Source organism: Streptomyces sp. NBC_01237 (assembly GCF_035917275.1).
Taxonomy (GTDB): domain Bacteria; phylum Actinomycetota; class Actinomycetes; order Streptomycetales; family Streptomycetaceae; genus Streptomyces.
This window is the reverse complement of the sequence record NZ_CP108509.1, coordinates 1,479,396-1,494,523: the sequence shown is the minus strand read 5'-3', so window position 1 is coordinate 1,494,523 and position 15,128 is coordinate 1,479,396. Positions and strand designations below refer to the sequence as shown.

General features: G+C 71.5%; 17 protein-coding genes. 11 read left to right on the top strand and 6 right to left on the bottom strand.

The features are described 5' to 3' along the window. Positions 1-325 precede the first annotated feature (325 nt). The 7 genes from OG251_RS42795 to OG251_RS42765 all read left to right on the top strand — a co-directional run bounded on the left by OG251_RS42795 (position 326) and on the right by OG251_RS42765 (position 6,673). The gene (locus OG251_RS42795; protein ID WP_326682804.1) at positions 326-1,321 is read left to right on the top strand and encodes a FecCD family ABC transporter permease; all 996 of its coding nucleotides are present in this window, start codon (positions 326-328) and stop codon (positions 1,319-1,321) included. Between the two features lie 86 nt (positions 1,322-1,407). Beyond that, positions 1,408-2,436 carry a FecCD family ABC transporter permease gene (locus OG251_RS42790; RefSeq protein ID WP_326682803.1) on the top strand — a complete coding sequence of 343 codons (1,029 nt, stop codon included), beginning with the start codon at positions 1,408-1,410 and terminating at the stop codon, positions 2,434-2,436. Continuing rightward, on the top strand, positions 2,433-3,443 hold the full coding sequence (locus OG251_RS42785) for an ABC transporter ATP-binding protein (RefSeq protein ID WP_326682670.1): 1,011 nt from the start codon (positions 2,433-2,435) through the stop codon (positions 3,441-3,443). Before OG251_RS42790 ends, OG251_RS42785 begins: the two co-directional genes overlap by 4 nt. Positions 3,444-3,461: 18 nt before the next feature. Beyond that, the gene (locus OG251_RS42780; protein WP_326682669.1) at positions 3,462-5,039 is read left to right on the top strand and encodes an amidohydrolase; all 1,578 of its coding nucleotides are present in this window, start codon (positions 3,462-3,464) and stop codon (positions 5,037-5,039) included. Continuing rightward, entirely contained in the window at positions 5,036-5,263 is a 228-nt protein-coding gene (locus tag OG251_RS42775) for a hypothetical protein (protein ID WP_326682668.1), read from the top strand. The genes OG251_RS42780 and OG251_RS42775 overlap by 4 nt, the downstream gene beginning before the upstream one ends. After that, complete coding sequence (locus OG251_RS42770) at positions 5,263-5,964, top strand: 4'-phosphopantetheinyl transferase family protein (protein ID WP_326682667.1); 702 nt, start codon at positions 5,263-5,265, stop codon at positions 5,962-5,964. Before OG251_RS42775 ends, OG251_RS42770 begins: the two co-directional genes overlap by 1 nt. Before the next feature lie 178 nt (positions 5,965-6,142). After that, entirely contained in the window at positions 6,143-6,673 is a 531-nt protein-coding gene (locus OG251_RS42765; RefSeq protein WP_326682666.1) for a GNAT family N-acetyltransferase, read from the top strand. A gap of 8 nt (positions 6,674-6,681) precedes the next feature. Here the strand turns inward: OG251_RS42765 and argB are convergent, their stop codons facing one another. The 3 genes from argB to OG251_RS42750 all read right to left on the bottom strand — a co-directional run bounded on the left by argB (position 6,682) and on the right by OG251_RS42750 (position 9,106). Next, positions 6,682-7,590 (bottom strand): acetylglutamate kinase, encoded by a 909-nt coding sequence (gene argB, locus OG251_RS42760; RefSeq protein ID WP_326682665.1) that lies wholly within the window; start codon positions 7,588-7,590, stop codon positions 6,682-6,684. A gap of 57 nt (positions 7,591-7,647) precedes the next feature. After that, positions 7,648-8,304: an isochorismatase family protein gene (locus tag OG251_RS42755; RefSeq protein WP_326682664.1), complete on the bottom strand. Its 657-nt coding sequence runs from the start codon at positions 8,302-8,304 to the stop codon at positions 7,648-7,650. Between the two features lie 175 nt (positions 8,305-8,479). Next, the gene (locus tag OG251_RS42750; protein ID WP_442818468.1) at positions 8,480-9,106 is read right to left on the bottom strand and encodes a TetR/AcrR family transcriptional regulator; all 627 of its coding nucleotides are present in this window, start codon (positions 9,104-9,106) and stop codon (positions 8,480-8,482) included. 59 nt (positions 9,107-9,165) lie between these two features. Here OG251_RS42750 and OG251_RS42745 point away from each other — a divergent pair, with 59 nt between their 5' ends. The 4 genes from OG251_RS42745 to OG251_RS42730 all read left to right on the top strand — a co-directional run bounded on the left by OG251_RS42745 (position 9,166) and on the right by OG251_RS42730 (position 11,966). After that, positions 9,166-10,209: a saccharopine dehydrogenase family protein gene (locus OG251_RS42745; RefSeq protein ID WP_326682663.1), complete on the top strand. Its 1,044-nt coding sequence runs from the start codon at positions 9,166-9,168 to the stop codon at positions 10,207-10,209. A 152-nt stretch (positions 10,210-10,361) separates the two neighbouring features. After that, positions 10,362-11,039 (top strand): hypothetical protein, encoded by a 678-nt coding sequence (locus tag OG251_RS42740; protein ID WP_326682662.1) that lies wholly within the window; start codon positions 10,362-10,364, stop codon positions 11,037-11,039. A gap of 104 nt (positions 11,040-11,143) precedes the next feature. Continuing rightward, positions 11,144-11,323: a hypothetical protein gene (locus OG251_RS42735; RefSeq protein ID WP_326682661.1), complete on the top strand. Its 180-nt coding sequence runs from the start codon at positions 11,144-11,146 to the stop codon at positions 11,321-11,323. 244 nt (positions 11,324-11,567) lie between these two features. Continuing rightward, positions 11,568-11,966: a hypothetical protein gene (locus tag OG251_RS42730; protein WP_326682660.1), complete on the top strand. Its 399-nt coding sequence runs from the start codon at positions 11,568-11,570 to the stop codon at positions 11,964-11,966. Positions 11,967-12,092: 126 nt separating this feature from the next. Here the strand turns inward: OG251_RS42730 and OG251_RS42725 are convergent, their stop codons facing one another. From OG251_RS42725 to OG251_RS42710, 3 genes are all read right to left on the bottom strand, one after another. Continuing rightward, on the bottom strand, positions 12,093-12,431 hold the full coding sequence (locus OG251_RS42725) for a hypothetical protein (protein WP_326682659.1): 339 nt from the start codon (positions 12,429-12,431) through the stop codon (positions 12,093-12,095). Positions 12,432-12,719: 288 nt separating this feature from the next. Further along, a complete protein-coding gene (locus tag OG251_RS42720; protein ID WP_326682658.1) occupies positions 12,720-13,625 on the bottom strand; it encodes an aminoglycoside phosphotransferase family protein in 906 nt (301 codons plus the stop codon). Between the two features lie 333 nt (positions 13,626-13,958). Then, complete coding sequence (locus OG251_RS42710) at positions 13,959-15,080, bottom strand: MupA/Atu3671 family FMN-dependent luciferase-like monooxygenase (protein WP_326682657.1); 1,122 nt, start codon at positions 15,078-15,080, stop codon at positions 13,959-13,961. Between the last annotated feature and the right edge of the window lie 48 nt (positions 15,081-15,128).

The following is a 15,128-nucleotide window of genomic DNA, read 5'->3' as shown; positions in this document are numbered from 1 at the left end:
AGACAGTTAGGTAAGGCTACTCTAATTTCATGGTAGGAAGGTGCCTCCTGATGGTAGGGGGGTATCTCCGTCGCGAGGTCCCGTTCGCGACTCCGCGCCCCTGCTGCCGGTCGCGGCCGCGTTCCCCTACTGGCCGTCAGGAACGGCGCGTTGACCGCCCAGGTGTGTTCGGTTAGCCTCACCTAAGTCTTTGTCTGTGTCCCTGCATGACGTTGCTTGCGGTGGAACTGACTGCCGTCAGGGGGAGTTGTCGTTGCCGGTCGAAGCCCGCGCGGTGCCCGAGAACCAGGCCGCCGCTCCGGCCGCCGCCCGGCCCGGCCGGGGAGTGACGGCGCTGCGGGGCGTGGGCCTGCTCGCGGCGCTCGGTGCCCTGGTCCTGGTCGGACTTCTCAGCGTGTGGGTGGGGACGCGGGGCATCCCGTTCACCTCCACCTGGAACGTGCTGTGGAATCCCGACGGCTCCGAGACCTCGATCATCATCCATGACTACCGCATCCCCAGGACCCTTCTGGGCCTTCTGGTCGGAATGGCACTCGGTCTGTCCGGGGCGCTGATGCAGGCCCTGACCCGCAACCCGCTCGCCGACCCGGGACTGCTCGGCATCAGCCTGGGCGCCTCCGCCGGAGTGGTCGTGGCCATCGCCTTCCTCGGCATGGGCTCGGTCCTCGGCTATGTGTGGTTCGCCTTCATCGGAGCGGCCGTGGCGTCGGTGGTGGTGTATCTGCTGGGCGCCTCGGGCCGCAAGGTGGCCACGCCCGACCGGCTGGTCGTCGCCGGAGCGGCGTTGACCGCGGTGCTCTACGCCTTCAACTCGGCCGTGCTGCTGCTCAACCCGCGCGCATTCGACCAGTTCCGGTTCTGGACGGTGGGCTCCCTCGCGGGCCGGTACTACGACGTCATCCAGGTCATCCTGCCGTTCGTCGCCGTCGGCGTCCTGATCGCCCTCGGCCTCGCCCCGTCGCTCAACGCCCTGGGGCTCGGCGACGAGGTGAGCCGTGCCCTGGGGTTGAACGTCGGCCGGACCCGGGCGCTGGGCGCGGTCGCGGTCATGCTGCTGTGCGGCGCCGCCACCGCCGCGGCGGGGCCGATCGGCTTCGTCGGGCTCGCCGTGCCGCACGTCGCCCGGTTCGTCGTCGGCCCCGACCAACGGTGGGTGCTGGCCTACTCGATGCTGCTCGCGCCGATCCTGCTCATCGGAGCCGATGTCCTCGGGCGGGTGCTGGGCTCGCCGGGCGAGGTCCAGGTCGGCATCATCACCGCGTTTCTCGGTGCGCCGCTGTTCATCGCGCTGTGCCGCCGTCGAAAGCTGGTCATGCTGTGAGCGCTGTACGGGAGAAGATCTCCGCCGCCGGGAAGTCCCCGGAGAGGGCCGGGAGACTCACCGAACGGCCGCGGGTCGTCAGCGGGATGGTCCTGCGCACCCGGGCCGGGGGAATGTCCGTACGGCTCCAGGGCCGCACCCTGGCCGTGACGGGTGTGGTGCTCGTCGCGCTCATCGTGGTCATGCTCGTCACGCTCACCACCGGCGACTTCGAACTGTCCGTCGGTGAAGTCCTCCGGGCCGTGGTGGGCAACGGATCGGGCGGCGCCGACTTCATCGTCAACACCCTGCGTATGCCCCGTCTGCTGACCGCGCTGTGCGTGGGCGCCGCCCTGGCGGTCAGCGGCGCCATCCTGCAGAGCCTGACCGGCAACTCCCTCGGCAGCCCCGACATCATCGGCTTCACCAACGGCTCGGCGGTCGGGGCGCTCGTCGTCATCATCGTGCTGCACGGCAGCATGACGCAGATCGCGGTGGGCGCGCTGATCGGCGGCCTCGCCACCGCCGCCGCCATCTATCTCCTCATGCTGGGCAGGGGGTTGCAGGGCTTCCGGCTGGTCGTCGTGGGCATCGGCGTGAGCGCCCTGCTGCTCTCCGTCAACTCGTACCTGATCACCCGGGCCACCTGGCAGGAGGCCCTGGAGGCGCAGGCGTGGCTGATCGGAAGCCTGAGCAACCGGGGCTGGCCGCACGCGAACGCCATCCTGGCCGCCGTCGCCGTACTGCTCCCGCTCGCCCTCTTCTTCTCCCGCCGGCTCTCCATGGTGGAGATGGGGGATGTCACCGCGACGGCGCTCGGGGTCAACGTGGCGCGTACACGCGCGGTGCTGCTCCTCATCAGTGTCGCGCTCGCCGCGTTCGCCACGGCCGTGACCGGCCCCATCTGGTTCGTGGCGCTGGCGGCCCCCCAGCTGGCCCGCCGGCTCACCCGGTCCTCCGGTCCGGGACTGATGTCCGCCGCGCTCATGGGCGCGCTGCTGCTCGCCGCGAGCGACCTGGTGGCCCAGCGTGTCTTCGCCCCGGCACTCCTTCCGGTGGGCACGGCGACCGGGACCCTCGGCGGGCTGTACCTCATCTGGCTGCTGATCAACGAGTCGCGAAAGAGCCGCGCATGACCGAGAAGACCGCATCACACGCAACGACTACCTCACACGTATCGGCCGCCGCGGCCACGAGAACCGCATCGGGCACGTCCGTCGCAGCGGCCACGACGGCCGACGCGTCAGGCACGAAACAGCCCGGTCCCCGCCTGCGTGCCGAGGACCTGACACTGTCCTACGACCAGCGGACCGTGGCCACCCACCTCGGCGTGGACATTCCCGACAACTCCTTCACCGTGATCATCGGACCGAACGCCTGCGGGAAGTCCACCCTCCTCAAGGCACTCGCCCGGATGCTCAAACCCCGGGCCGGGCAGGTCCAGCTGGACGGAGCGCCCATCGGCTCCTACCGGTCGCGCGAGGTCGCCCGTCGGCTGGGGCTGCTGCCGCAGTCCTCGACAGCGCCCGGCGGCATCACGGTCGGTGACCTCGTGGCCCGGGGCCGCTACCCGCACCAGGGGATGCTGAAGCAGTGGTCCGCGGAGGACGAGGCGGCCGTCGTCGGGGCGATGGAGCAGACCGGCGTGCTGGACCTGGCCGACCGCTCCGTCGACGATCTCTCCGGTGGGCAACGCCAGCGCGTCTGGCTCTCGATGGTGCTCGCGCAGCAGACCTCCATCCTGCTCCTGGACGAACCCACCACGTTCCTCGACATCGCCCACCAGGTCGAGGTGCTCGACCTCTGTGCCGACCTGCACGCCCGCAAGGGGCACACCGTCGTCGCGGTCCTCCACGACCTCAACCAGGCGTGCCGCTACGCCACCCACCTCATCGTGATGCGCCCCGGCGGGACGGTGGCGGCCGAGGGCGACCCGGCCACCGTCATGACGGCCGAGCTGGTCGAGGACGTCTTCGGGCTGCCGTGCCGGATCATCGACGATCCCGAGACCGGCTCCCCGCTGATGGTGCCCGCGGCGCCGCGACGGTACGTGCCCCAGGACAGTAAGGCCGAGCACGGCGCGCCCGAGGACCGTACGGGCAGGACCTCCATCACCGACACCGTGATGGCCGAGACCAGCTAGGACGGAGAACCGCGCACGATGCTCTGCACACGGCTGACGAACGCCAACATCCTCACCATGGACCCCGACCGCCCCGTCGCCCACGACCTGGGCATGTGGCAGGGCCGGATCGTCGGCCTGGACGAGGAGGTGACCGCGCTTCCCGCGCGTGAGGTCGTCGACCTCCAAGGCGCCACCGTGCTCCCCGGGTTCATCGACAGCCATGTCCACCTCGCCTGGACCGGTCTGAAGGCGAGCACCCCGAGCGTCGCCCCCTGCGAGCGGATCGAGGACGTGCTCGCGGCGGTGGCGGACGCCGTCTCCCGGAAGGCCCCCGGCGCCTGGGTGGACCTGGCGGGCTACGACCAACGGGCCCTGGGACGGCATCTGACCGCCGCCGAGCTGGACCGGGTCAGTGACGGGCGCCGGGTGTTCCTGATGCACGACTCCGGACACGCCTGCGTGGTCAACAGCGCTGTGCTCGGCCTGTTGCCGGCCGACGTGCCGCGCCAGGACGGGTTCCTGGTGGAGGGCGCCATGACCGCCGCCCGGCGGCTGCGTCCGGCGTACTCCCAGGCCGAACTCGCCGACGCGATCGAGCACGCGGGCCGCGCCTGCCTCGCCGAAGGCGTGACCGCCTGCGCCGAGGCGGGCATCGGCGGCGGACTGCTGGGCCACAGCCCGGTCGAGCTCGGCGCCTACCAACTGCTCAGGGACCAGGGCCGGTTGCCTCTCCGGGTCCAGCTCATGGCGGCCGGTGACACCCTGCGGCCGCTCACCACGCATCGGGACGACGGCATCCCGCGCGCCCTCGACCTCGGAATGCGCACCGGCTTCGGCGACGACTGGCTCTCGCTGGGCGCGCTCAAGATCTACACCGACGGCGGCATGATGGCGCGTACGGCGGCGCTCACCACCCCGTACGAGGGCACGACCCGGGCCGGACAGCTCCAGGACGACCCCGACCGCCTCGCGGACCTCATCGTGGACGGGCACCTCGCCGGGTGGCAGCTCGCCGTCCACGCCATCGGCGACCGCGCCGCGGACCTCGCGCTGGACGCTCTGGAGCGGGCGCAGAAGCTACGGCCGCGCCCGGACGCGCGGCACCGCATCGAGCACGCCGGGCTGATCCGCCCCGACCAGCTCCCACGCTTCGCGCGGCTCGGCGTCAGCGCGGTGATCCAGCCGAACTTCCTGCGCTACTTCGGCGACGACTACGCGACGGTCATGGGGGAGCTGCGGGCCCCGTGGATGTACCGGGGCCGTGGGTTCCTCGACCACGGTGTCACGGTCGTGGGCAGCTCCGACCGGCCCGTCACGGACGGATCGCCGCTGCGCGCGGTCCAGTTCATGGTCGAGCGCGCCTCCGTCTCGGGCCGGCTGATAGGCCCGGACGAGAGCGTCACCGTCGACGAGGCGCTGCGCGCCTATACGGTCGCCGGTGCGTACGCCTGCCGCTGGGACGGCAGCGCAGGCAGCCTCACACCGGGGAAGCGGGCCGATCTCGTGGTGCTGGGCGATGATCCGACGCATGTCGACACCTCCCGGATCGGGGACATCGAGGTCCTGTCGACCTTCGTGGACGGCCGCGACACGAAGCAGGTGACGCGGTCGTGAGCGAGTGTGCGGACGGCCTCGAATCCTGGGCGTCCCTGTGGCAGCCGCGGACGTCCACACCCCGGTGGGTCATCTGGAACGCGGACGGGGACACCATGGCCTTCGACCGGGAACTCAACGTTCCGGCCCCCGTGGAGGACGAGTTCCTGCCGGACGTCCTGCACCGGATGCGCCGTGCCGGGGTGCCGGAGAGCGACGACTACCCGGGACGCCCGTGCGCCTGATGACGCCCCCGGCGGTCCTGGGCAGGGACCCGTTGCCGGAGCCGTGGGTGGCCGGCGCGGGCCCGATGCTGTGGTCCCTGCGCGTGGGCGAGTACCGGGACCGGGCCGTCGCACGGCAAGCGGTGCTGGACGGTGCGGAGCTGGCGCGCTGCCGGGCCTTCCTGCGCGACACCGACCGCGACCGCTACCGGGTCGCGCATGTGGCGCTGCGACAACTGCTCGGCGCCTACCTCGACCGGGATCCGGCGGACGTACGGCTGACGCGCGAGCCCTGTCCCGGCTGCGGTGAACCGCACGGCCGCCCGGCGGTGGCGGCAGGCGCACCGCACTTCTCCCACTCACGCGACGCCGTCCTGATGGCCTTCGCGGACACTCCGGTCGGCGTCGACGTCGAGGCGATGCCCGATGCCGGGACGGCGGCGGAGATGGGAGCACTGTTCCATCCGGCCGAGCGCGCGGAGCTGGCGGCCCTGCCGTACGCGGCCCGGCCGGCCGCGGTGGTTCGCTGCTGGGCCCGCAAGGAGGCCTATCTCAAGGGCGTCGGCATCGGCCTGGGCGAGGACCTCTCCGTCACACATGTGGGAGCGGGGTCCGCCCCGGCGGCCGTCCCCGGCTGGACGCTCACCGATGTGCCCGCCCAACCGGGCTACGCGGCAGCCTGCGCGATTCGTACGGCGGACTCCGGTACGAACCGCAGCTGAGCGCAGCGGGGTTCGCCGGGCCGGGCCGCAGGCGGCAGCCGCCCGCCTCAACCGGGCGGCGGCTCTCCGGACTTGGTCGATGCGGTTAGGTGAGGCTAACCTAAGTCTTGCTGTCGCGTCGGAGCCCCGAGGCGCTCCAACTGCCCTTCGCGCACGGTGGAACCGAGGAAGGAACGCCTTGACCACGGCCACGCCACGCCCCGTCACGCCGCTGCCGCGCCCGCCGCACCCGCCCGGTCCGCTCCCGCTCCTGGTGCGCACCGCGGAGCCCGGGGACGCCGCCGCACTCGCCGCACTCTCCGAGCCGTTCGTCCGCTCGGGCGCACTGCGCGAGCGCCCCTCGGCGGTGTACGCGGCCCGTGCCGCCGACTTCTTCGTGGCCGAGGCGTCCGACGGAACCCTTGAGGGCTGCCTGGCGTTGGGCGTGCACGCCGACGCGGTGCGCGAGGGCAGCGCCTCCGGCGTCCTCTACAACTTCTGTGTCGCCCGGCACCGGCAGGGGAGTGGTCTGGGCGCACGGCTGCTGGGCGCGGCGCTGACCGGCGCGCGGGCCCGGTCGCTCGTGGCGCTGTTCACGGCGACGACCGGCAGCGGCCGCCTCTTCCTCCGGTACGGCTTCGCTCCGGCCCCCGCGAGCGCCGCCCCCGCGTCCTGGGCACGGACCCTCGACTCCGGGCGAGGCGCACAGATACTCGCCCGCGCGCTCTGACGGTGGGTCTAGGCGGGCGCGCCGGAGCGGTCGGGTGCCCGGTCCGGGACGACCGTGGTGCCGGGGCTCCGCTCCAGCAGGATGCCGTCCAGCACCGCGTGCGGCACCCGGCCGTCGAGGACCTGCGCACGGCCGACCCCGGACCGGACCGCCCGCAGGCAGCCCTCCATCTTCGGGAGCATCCCGCTGGCGAGCCGTGGAAGCAGTTCGCCCAACTCCGCGGCCGTCAGGCGGTCGATGACCTCGGTGCTGTGCGGCCAGTCCGCGTACAGCCCCTCGACGTCGGTGAGCATCACGAGCCGTTCGGCGTCGAGGGCGACGGCCAGCGCCGACGCCGCGAGATCGGCGTTGACGTTGTAGATCTGTCCGTCCGTGCCGCGTGCGACGGGGGAGACGACCGGGATGCGGCCCTGGTCGAGCAGTGCCCGTACGGTCTCCGGGTTCACGGTCACGATGTCCCCGACGAGACCGATGTCCACCGGGCGTCCGTCCACCTGCGCGGTGCGGCGCACGGCGATCATGGTGTGCGCGTCCTCGCCCGACATGCCCACGCCGAAGGGTCCATGCGCGTTGATCGCGCCGACGATGTCGCGCTGGACCCGCCCCGTGAGCACCATCCGGACCACGTCCATGGTCTCCGGGGTGGTCACCCGCAGGCCGGCCTCGAAACGGACCTCCAGCCCGAGCCGGTCGAGCATCGAGCTGATCTGCGGTCCGCCGCCGTGCACCACGACCGGGAGCACGCCCGCGCGCCGCAGCTCCACGACATCCCGTGCGAACGTCTGCTGGAGGGTGTCGTCCACCATGGCGTTGCCGCCGAACTTGATGACCACCGTCCGGTCCCGCAGCACTTCCGCGGCAGGATGCCCGGACGGAGGTTCCACTGCCGTGACCCGCTGTCCGACGGTGCTGCTCATCCCTGCCGCCACCCCGCTCATGTTCGTCCGTCTCATTTCCGTGGTGCGGGGAAGCCGTCAGCCGTTACGCGGGTCCGCGCCCGGCCGCAGATCACGCAGCAGGCCGTCCGTCGTGCAGACGACGCCGCTGCGTGCGGCCCAGCGTAGGGCCGTGGAGTGCTCCTCGGCGGAGAAATCGGCCACGGCGTCGGCGACGACGAAGGGCTGGATGTCGTTCATGAAGGCGTCCGACGCGGTCAGCAGGACACCGAGCTGCGCGTACACGCCGCAGAGGATCAGCTGGTCGCGGCCCTTCGACCGCAGCAGCCGGCCGAGGTGGCTGTGGAGGAAGGCGTTGGGGCGGACGTGGGGCAGTACGTACTCGCCGGGGCGGGGTGTGAGGGGCTCGATGATCGCGGAGTCCTCGGGCTCGTCGCCGATGCCCGGCCCCCACACATCGGCGACGAGCCCGCGCCGGTCGGGGGACTGGGCCGCCGGCTCGGTGCCGAAGACGACCGGAATGCCGAGCCGGCCGGCGAGTTCCCGTAGCGCGGCGATGTTCTCGACGAGTTCCACGACCGGCGACCGTTGCGCGGGGAAGGCGCGTACGAAGTGGTTCTGCATGTCGTGGACCAGCAGCGCGGCGCGTCCGCTGTCGATGGCCCAGGGGGCGTACGAGCGGGGGAGGGCCGAGCGGTTGGGCATGGAGTAGGACGCGATGACCGGCAAGCCCATGGCTGGCCCCTCCCGGATGACCGGGCCCGTGGACCGAGCCCTCAAACGATGATTAGCTTAGCCTAACCTAATAAATTATGATCTACGTTTCCGCGGGGCGCCCGGAGGTGGCCGCGCCCGCCGTAACCCTCCCCGCGCCCGCGTGAGTTGACGTATCCGGCGGCCGGGCCGGACCTCAGGGGAGCAACTGGCGTACGAGTGCGTCCGCGGCCCACTTCTCCCAGCGCGACGGAAGCCAGCCGCGGCCGGTGACCAGCAGGCCGTAGGTCTCCGGGCCGAGGACCGTGAGCGCGATGTCGGCGGCCGACGCGGCGTCGTGACCGTCCCGCAGCGATCCGCCGGTCTTCTCCGTCAGTGCCCGGGCGAAGCGCAGCTGGACGGTGTGCCGCTGCTCCTGGTTGATCCGCCACAGCTCGGCCAGCTCCGGATCCGAGGCCGCCGCGCCGCGTACGACGTCCAGGACCGGTGCGGCGCGTTCCAGGATCAGGCGGGCTCCGGCGGCCTGGAGGGTGAGCTGGACGGCCGGGGCCGGTTCCCCGATGACCCGGCGGGCCCAGGGGCGGTCCAGGGTCGCCACCTGGTCCGCGTCGCCGGCGATCACGCTGTCCAGGACTTCCTTGAGCAGGACGCGTTTGTTGCGGAAGGTGAAGTACACGGTCTGCGTGCCGACTTCGGCGGCGCGGGCGATGTCCTCCACGGTCGCGCCGGCCCAGCCGCGCTCGACGAAGAGGCGGGCGGCCGCGTCGAGCATCCGCAGGCGAGTGCGGCGGGTCTTCTCCGCGCGGGTCATGGGGGCGGTCACGGGACACTCCTCGATCCATATTTTGACTGTAGTGACACTACAATGTATTTCATTGGAGTATGACTACAGCGAATATGGGCGGCCCCACCGGGCGGATCCTGGTCGTCGGTGGCTACGGAGCGGTCGGCGCGACCGTGACGTCCACGCTCACGGAATGGTTTCCCGGCCGGGTGATTCCCGGTGGGCGAGACGCGGCACGCGCACGGGAGAACGGGGGAGTCCGCGTCGACGTGTCCGATCCGGAGGGCTTCCGGGAGGTGCTGGACGGGCTCGGCGATGTCGCCGCGGTCGTGCTGTGCGTCGAACCCCCGGACGCGCGCGTCGCCCGGACATGTCTGGAGCGCGGCATCCACCTGGTCGACATCGGGGCCACCCGCCGACAGCTCGACGCGGTGGCGGAGCTGCACGATCCGGCGGTCCGCGCGGGCGCCACCGCGCTGCTCAGCGTCGGCGTCGCTCCCGGGCTGACGAATCTGCTCGCCCGACGCGCCCACGAAGCCGTCGGCGGCGCGGAGAGCCTCCGCCTGACGGTACTGCTCGGCTCCGGCGAACGGCATGGAGCCGACGCGGTGCGCTGGACCGTCCAGGGGCTGGCCGAGCCCGCCACCGCGGGCCCGGAGCGGACCTTCCTGCCGGGGTTCGGAGCCCGGACCGCCCATCCGTTCCCCTTCTCCGACCAGCACACCCTTCGGCGCACCCTCGGGGTGCCGGACGTGACCACCCGGCTCTGCCTCGACTCACGGCCGCTGACGGGGATGCTGTTCGCGCTGCGGCGCGCCGGACTGCTGCGCGTCGCGCGCCGGCCGGCCGCTCAACGGCTGCTGACCGGTGTCTTCCGCCGCGTCCACACCGGCGGTGACGCCTTCGCCGTACGCGCCGACGCCCGGCATGGTGACCGGCACGCCGCGTACGGCCTCACGGGCCGCGCACAGAGCCGCGTCACCGGCCTGGTCGCGGCCTTCGCCGCCCGCGAACTGATGACGGGTTCGCTGCCAGCCGGGGTCCATCACATCGAGCAACTACCTTCTCTGGAAGGCGTCCTGGGATGGCTGGGGTCGCACGGAGTCACGACGCGGCGCCTGGACGGGAGGACACGGCGGTGAACGGAGCCGGCCCCGGCGGGACTCTCGTGCACAGGCGCAGCGATCACCGGCCGCCGAGAGAGCGAAGATTCTCCGGGGATTCGGTGACATCCGGAGCTTCCCGCGACTGATTGCCGTTGACCGGTTGATCACACACCAGCGGGAGAGAACCGATGCCCGAAGAGATGCACGGCGGTGGCCGTTCAGCATCCCCGAATCCACCGTCCGCTGAAGGGCAGCTCAGCACACGCGAGGGGAAGCCGTCGCGCGGATCCGGGGTCGAGCTCTCGCCCCGGGCCCAGGAACAGCTGGTCCGCGCGATGGAGCAGAAGGAGCTCCACCGCGGTCGCATGGCGAAGAAGGCCGGCCGGGACCTGGCCGACGACATGTGGGCCAACATCATGGTGAGCCTGCACGTACGGCTGGGCAACCTCGGCCCCGTCGAGCACCTCGACCCGTATCTGAACAGCTGCGTCAGCAACCAGCTCAGGAAGCTGCGTACCACGGTCGAGATCCTGGTCGGCGACGAGAGCCTGGCACTCCTCAAGGGCGACCCCGACTTCGGGGAAGCGCTCGAACTCAACCACGAGCTGATCGAACTCGTCAGGAACATCCGTGCCTCGGGCGTCCTCAAGCCCGCCGAGGCGGACGTCTTCGTCCTGTCCCAGGTGGTGGGCCAGGACCTCGACACGATCGGGCAGTGGCTCGACCCGCCGACGACGTCCCGGGCCGTGGCCCGGATCCGCCGCAGGGCCGTCAAGAAGGTCAACCGCGCGTACCACGAGGGCAGGTTCGCCGATCTCGGGTACGGGCCGACGCGTGAGCGCACGCGGGACACGGCGCGCGACTAGGGACCAGAGGCTGGAGCGCCCCGCTGCCGGGCGGCCCGGAGGACCCGGTCCGCGCGGACGGCGGGGAGGTCTATCACCTCTCACCGGTCGACGAAGGAGTACTTGTGTTCGCACCTCTCACCGCATTGGTGGCACCACTGGCTGCCATCTGGAATGGAGTCGTCACCTGGTTCATCAGGCTCATCACGCCCGAATCGGCTCTGACTCTGCCGCGTGCCGTCGTCGCGCCCCCGGCGGGCGAACCGGTGCGCATCGACCTTCCGGGCCAGGTGGCACGGCTGTGACCGGCGCACCCCGCACGACGAGCCGGCCGCATATGGGGGAGCGGCCGGCTCGTCGGACGGATGGTCACCGGCGTCATGGACGGACCGTGAGTGACCTGCGGCGTGAGAAGAGGTAAGAACTCACGCCGATGGAGAAGGGCTCCCGGAGGCCGGGAGCCCTTCTCCTGTCCGCGGACAGACAGCGCGGCCCGGTCAGGCGGCCGCCGCACCCTCAAGCCCACCTACGAAGCCCGAGGACGGCACCATGAACGGCTTGATCCAGGAGCTCCTCGCCCTGGGGGTACCGCTGTGGCTCGTGTACCCGCTCCTCCTGACCGTGGCCCTGGTGCTGGTCATCCGCACCGCGGCCTCCGGTATCGCCGAGGTCGTGAGGGCAACGCACCCGGGCGAGTCCGCCGACGCGGTCGCCATGCAGGCCAACCGCATCCGCCACCGGCAGTGGAAGGCCCGGCGGCGCGACGGGAACCGCCGGGCCCGCCGGGCACGACGCGTCCGCGTCCGCGCGGGCGTCCGGGACCGGTTCACGGGCCGCCGCACCGGTCGATACGCCGACAGCCTGATCGTCCTGCCCAGGCTCGTCCTGCCGCCGGACACGGGTGCCGGTGGGGCGGCAGCCGTGTACCGGCGGGGGATGGGCGCGTAGATGTGCCCAACCCGAGTGTCTTCAGGGCCCGTTCGTCGCCTCCGCCGTGGTGCGGAGCGGCCCCGGCCCCGGGCTGCCGGGGCCCGTCCACGACGGACGTGCCCCCCGACCCGCCCCGGTGACAGGTCAGTTCAGCGGTACGGGAGGCGGCGTGCCGTAGAAGGTGATCGGCGGCCAGCCCTTCGCCTCGGCGAGCGCGGACAGCGCCTCGGCGATCTCCAGAGGCGTGATCTCCTGCGCCGTCGGAACGCCGTTGGGCCGGTCCACCCGTACGCTGAACGACATCTCCATCAGCAGGTCGGAGCCGGAGGCGTTGGCCTGCGCCGAGAACTTCGTCCCCGGATCGAACTCCACCGAGGCCGAAGGCGATTCCTCCGCACCGGCGGCCGTGGCCGTCCCGGCGGACGCGAACGCGGCGCCCGCCACCGCCGATCCCGAATACCCCAGCAGTGACCGTCTGGACATGCTCGACATGGTCCCCTCCTCCTGTCGCCGCTCCCGTCCCACCTGCGGGAGCCGAGGTCGATCATATGGACGATATTTCTGCGACGGGGTGACTTCTCGTCTTTTCTTCCCCTCGTCCTCTTCCGGGCCGTGGGGCGTGCGGTCGGCCTCGGCGGCCGTCCTCGAACGGGCAGGGGCATAAGCCGGTCGCTTCCGGCCGGGCAGGCGCCGGCCGTGGCCGCCCGCGACGCGAACGCGGGCCGGGCCCACGCGCCGGAGGCAGGCACACAGGAGAGCGATGCGGCTGGATCAACGCCCCCTCAGGACCCGGTCGAGCGCCGCCCGCCCCGCCGGACCCCACGCCGGCTTGCCGCCGGGCAGGCCGCGGTCCCCGTTCTGGCCCATCAGCATCAGGAAGAGGCTCTTCATCGCGGCCAGTCCGCGGGCACGCCGGACCGTCGCCTCGTCGGCCTCCCCGTACGCGGCGAAGAAGCGTTCCGCCGCACCCGCCGGCAGCAGCACCCAGGCAGCCGCCAGGTCCGCTGCCGGGTCGCCGACGGACAGGTCGCCGAAGTCGACGACGCCCGCCAGCGTCCCGTCCGCGACGACGACGTTCGCGGGATGCAGGTCGCCGTGCACCCACACCGACGGACCCTCCCATGCCGGGGCCGCGACGGCGTCGTCCCAGACGGCCCTGACCTCGGCGGCGTCGGAGCCGATCGTGGCGGCGTCGACGGAGTCGAAGAACTGGTCGAAGCTGTCCTTGTACTCCTTGGGGTGCACCCCGCGGCCGGTATCAACCCCCGCGTCGGCGGGCACAGCGACATGCAGCGCCCGGAGGAACGCTGCCAGAGTGTCGGCCGCGTGCTCGCCGCGGGTGATCGTCCCGTGGTCCAGCGGCAGGCCCGGCACCCACGTCATGACCGTCCAGATCTTGGGGAACCGTTCGGAGGGCGCACCGCTGCGCACCGGGACGGGGATGGGCAACGGCAGGCGTGGGGCGAGCAGCGGCAGCCACCGGCGCTCCTTGAGCTGGTGATCGGGGTCGGTGTCCATGCGCTGGATCCGCACGGCCAGCTCGTCCCCGAGGCGCCACATCTGGTTGCCCCAGCCGCCCTCCACCTCGCGGAGGGGCAACCCGGCCAGGTCCGGATGCTGGTCCAGCAGCAGGTCGCGGACAAGACCCGCGGTGATCTCGGTCTCGGTCTCAGTCATTGACAGTTGGAGGCGCGGCGCCCCTTGCGGGCCCGTACCCTCCGTCCCCTTTCCATCCGTGCGTGCACCTTTCCCGCACACGACTTACCGATGATCCTCTACGATGCCGGCCTCATCGACGTCACCCGCATCGCCCTCGGCATCGTCCGCGGCAGGGCCAAAAGCGGCGAACACGCAGGTCCAGGCCCCGTGACCCGGGGCACGCCGGGATGCGGGACGAACGGTGGGGAAAGCGCCGCCGGGCTCGCGACCACTCGTTGTCGCGCCTTCGGCCACGCCGGTGACGCGGTTGCCGCGTATTCGCCGCACACGCCGTACCGACCCCCGCCGAGGCTACCCGGCGGCTGCCCGCGAGGTCTGCCACGTGTCCTTGAGCGTAGCCAGCCGGTCGAGGCCGGCAAGCACGGAGCCGGCCTCCACATCGAGGTCGATCATGCACGCCACCTCGTCGACGCCGATCTCGGCGACCCTGTCCAGCATCCGCGCGGCATCTTCCACGTGGCCGAACAGCCCGCCGGTCTCGAAATAGCGATCGAAAGCCTGCTCGACGACGAAGTCCAGGTCTTCCGGGTCGAGGTTGTCCGGATCCATCCCCGGGAGGAGGTCCCCCGGTGCCTGCAGGAGCAACCCCGCCTTGGTGCGCAGGAACGGGACACGGACGGTCTCCCGTACCGTCTCGCGGTCCTGTCCGAGGAAGGTGGGGAGCATGAGCGCTACCCGTGGCGCTTCGGTCCCCGTATATGACTCGCGATAGATGCTGATCTTCTCGGCGAGTTCCTCCAGATTCTGGCAGAGCAGGTGGGTGAGAAGCCCGGCGCCGAGCCGGCCGGCTGTCCGGCAGGTCTCGGTGCTGCCCGCACTCATGAGCCAGACCGGCACTTCGGGCCGCACCGGGGCTGGGTGAATGCGCTTGGCCGCCGGTTGGGCGGTGCCGTCCGCCAGTTCGAAGGTCTCCTGGCGCCACAGCCGTCGCACGGCATCGATCGTTCGCAGGAGAGCTTCCCGGCGCTGGGAATAGTCCTCCGGCGGCAGGACGAAATCGGGGCCGGGCCAGCCGGGTCCGAAGGACAGCGCTGTGCGGCCCTCGGAGAGGTTGTCGACCACCGCCCACTCCTCCGCGATCCTGATCGGGTCACGAAGCGGGCCGACGACACTCCCCGCCCTGATCTCCACCCGGTCCGTGACGGCCGCGACCGCCGCGCCCGTCAGAGCGGGATTGGGATGGATCCCGCCGAACGGGTGCAGGTGCCGTTCCGGGGTCCACACCGCCGCGAACCCATGCCGGTCCGCGAAACGTGCTCCTTCCAGTAGGAGGTTGTAAGGCATCTGCCGGGTTCCGTCGGCTCCGTCGTGAGCGAAGCAGAAAAGACTGAAATCCACGACTGTCCTCCAGTGATCGACCTGTTGCCGGTGATCTGCCGCATTGGTTCCGGCGCCTCCGGCGCGGCGGAACAAATGCCGACAGGTTGTTCATCTCTCGGTTTCCCCGGTCATCGCCCCAAC

Excerpts from the sequence above, each read along its gene's own strand:
- OG251_RS42790 (WP_326682803.1), top strand. The coding sequence starts at position 1,408 with ATGGTCCTGCGCACCCGGGCCGGGGGAATGTCCGTACGGCTCCAGGGC.
- OG251_RS42785 (WP_326682670.1), top strand. The coding sequence starts at position 2,433 with ATGACCGAGAAGACCGCATCACACGCAACGACTACCTCACACGTATCG.
- OG251_RS42780 (WP_326682669.1), top strand. The coding sequence starts at position 3,462 with ATGCTCTGCACACGGCTGACGAACGCCAACATCCTCACCATGGACCCC.
- OG251_RS42770 (WP_326682667.1), top strand. The coding sequence starts at position 5,263 with ATGACGCCCCCGGCGGTCCTGGGCAGGGACCCGTTGCCGGAGCCGTGG.
- argB (WP_326682665.1), bottom strand. The coding sequence starts at position 7,590 with ATGAGCAGCACCGTCGGACAGCGGGTCACGGCAGTGGAACCTCCGTCC.
- OG251_RS42755 (WP_326682664.1), bottom strand. The coding sequence starts at position 8,304 with ATGGGCTTGCCGGTCATCGCGTCCTACTCCATGCCCAACCGCTCGGCC.
- OG251_RS42745 (WP_326682663.1), top strand. The coding sequence starts at position 9,166 with ATGACTACAGCGAATATGGGCGGCCCCACCGGGCGGATCCTGGTCGTC.
- OG251_RS42740 (WP_326682662.1), top strand. The coding sequence starts at position 10,362 with ATGCCCGAAGAGATGCACGGCGGTGGCCGTTCAGCATCCCCGAATCCA.
- OG251_RS42730 (WP_326682660.1), top strand. The coding sequence starts at position 11,568 with ATGAACGGCTTGATCCAGGAGCTCCTCGCCCTGGGGGTACCGCTGTGG.
- OG251_RS42725 (WP_326682659.1), bottom strand. The coding sequence starts at position 12,431 with ATGTCCAGACGGTCACTGCTGGGGTATTCGGGATCGGCGGTGGCGGGC.
- OG251_RS42720 (WP_326682658.1), bottom strand. The coding sequence starts at position 13,625 with ATGACTGAGACCGAGACCGAGATCACCGCGGGTCTTGTCCGCGACCTG.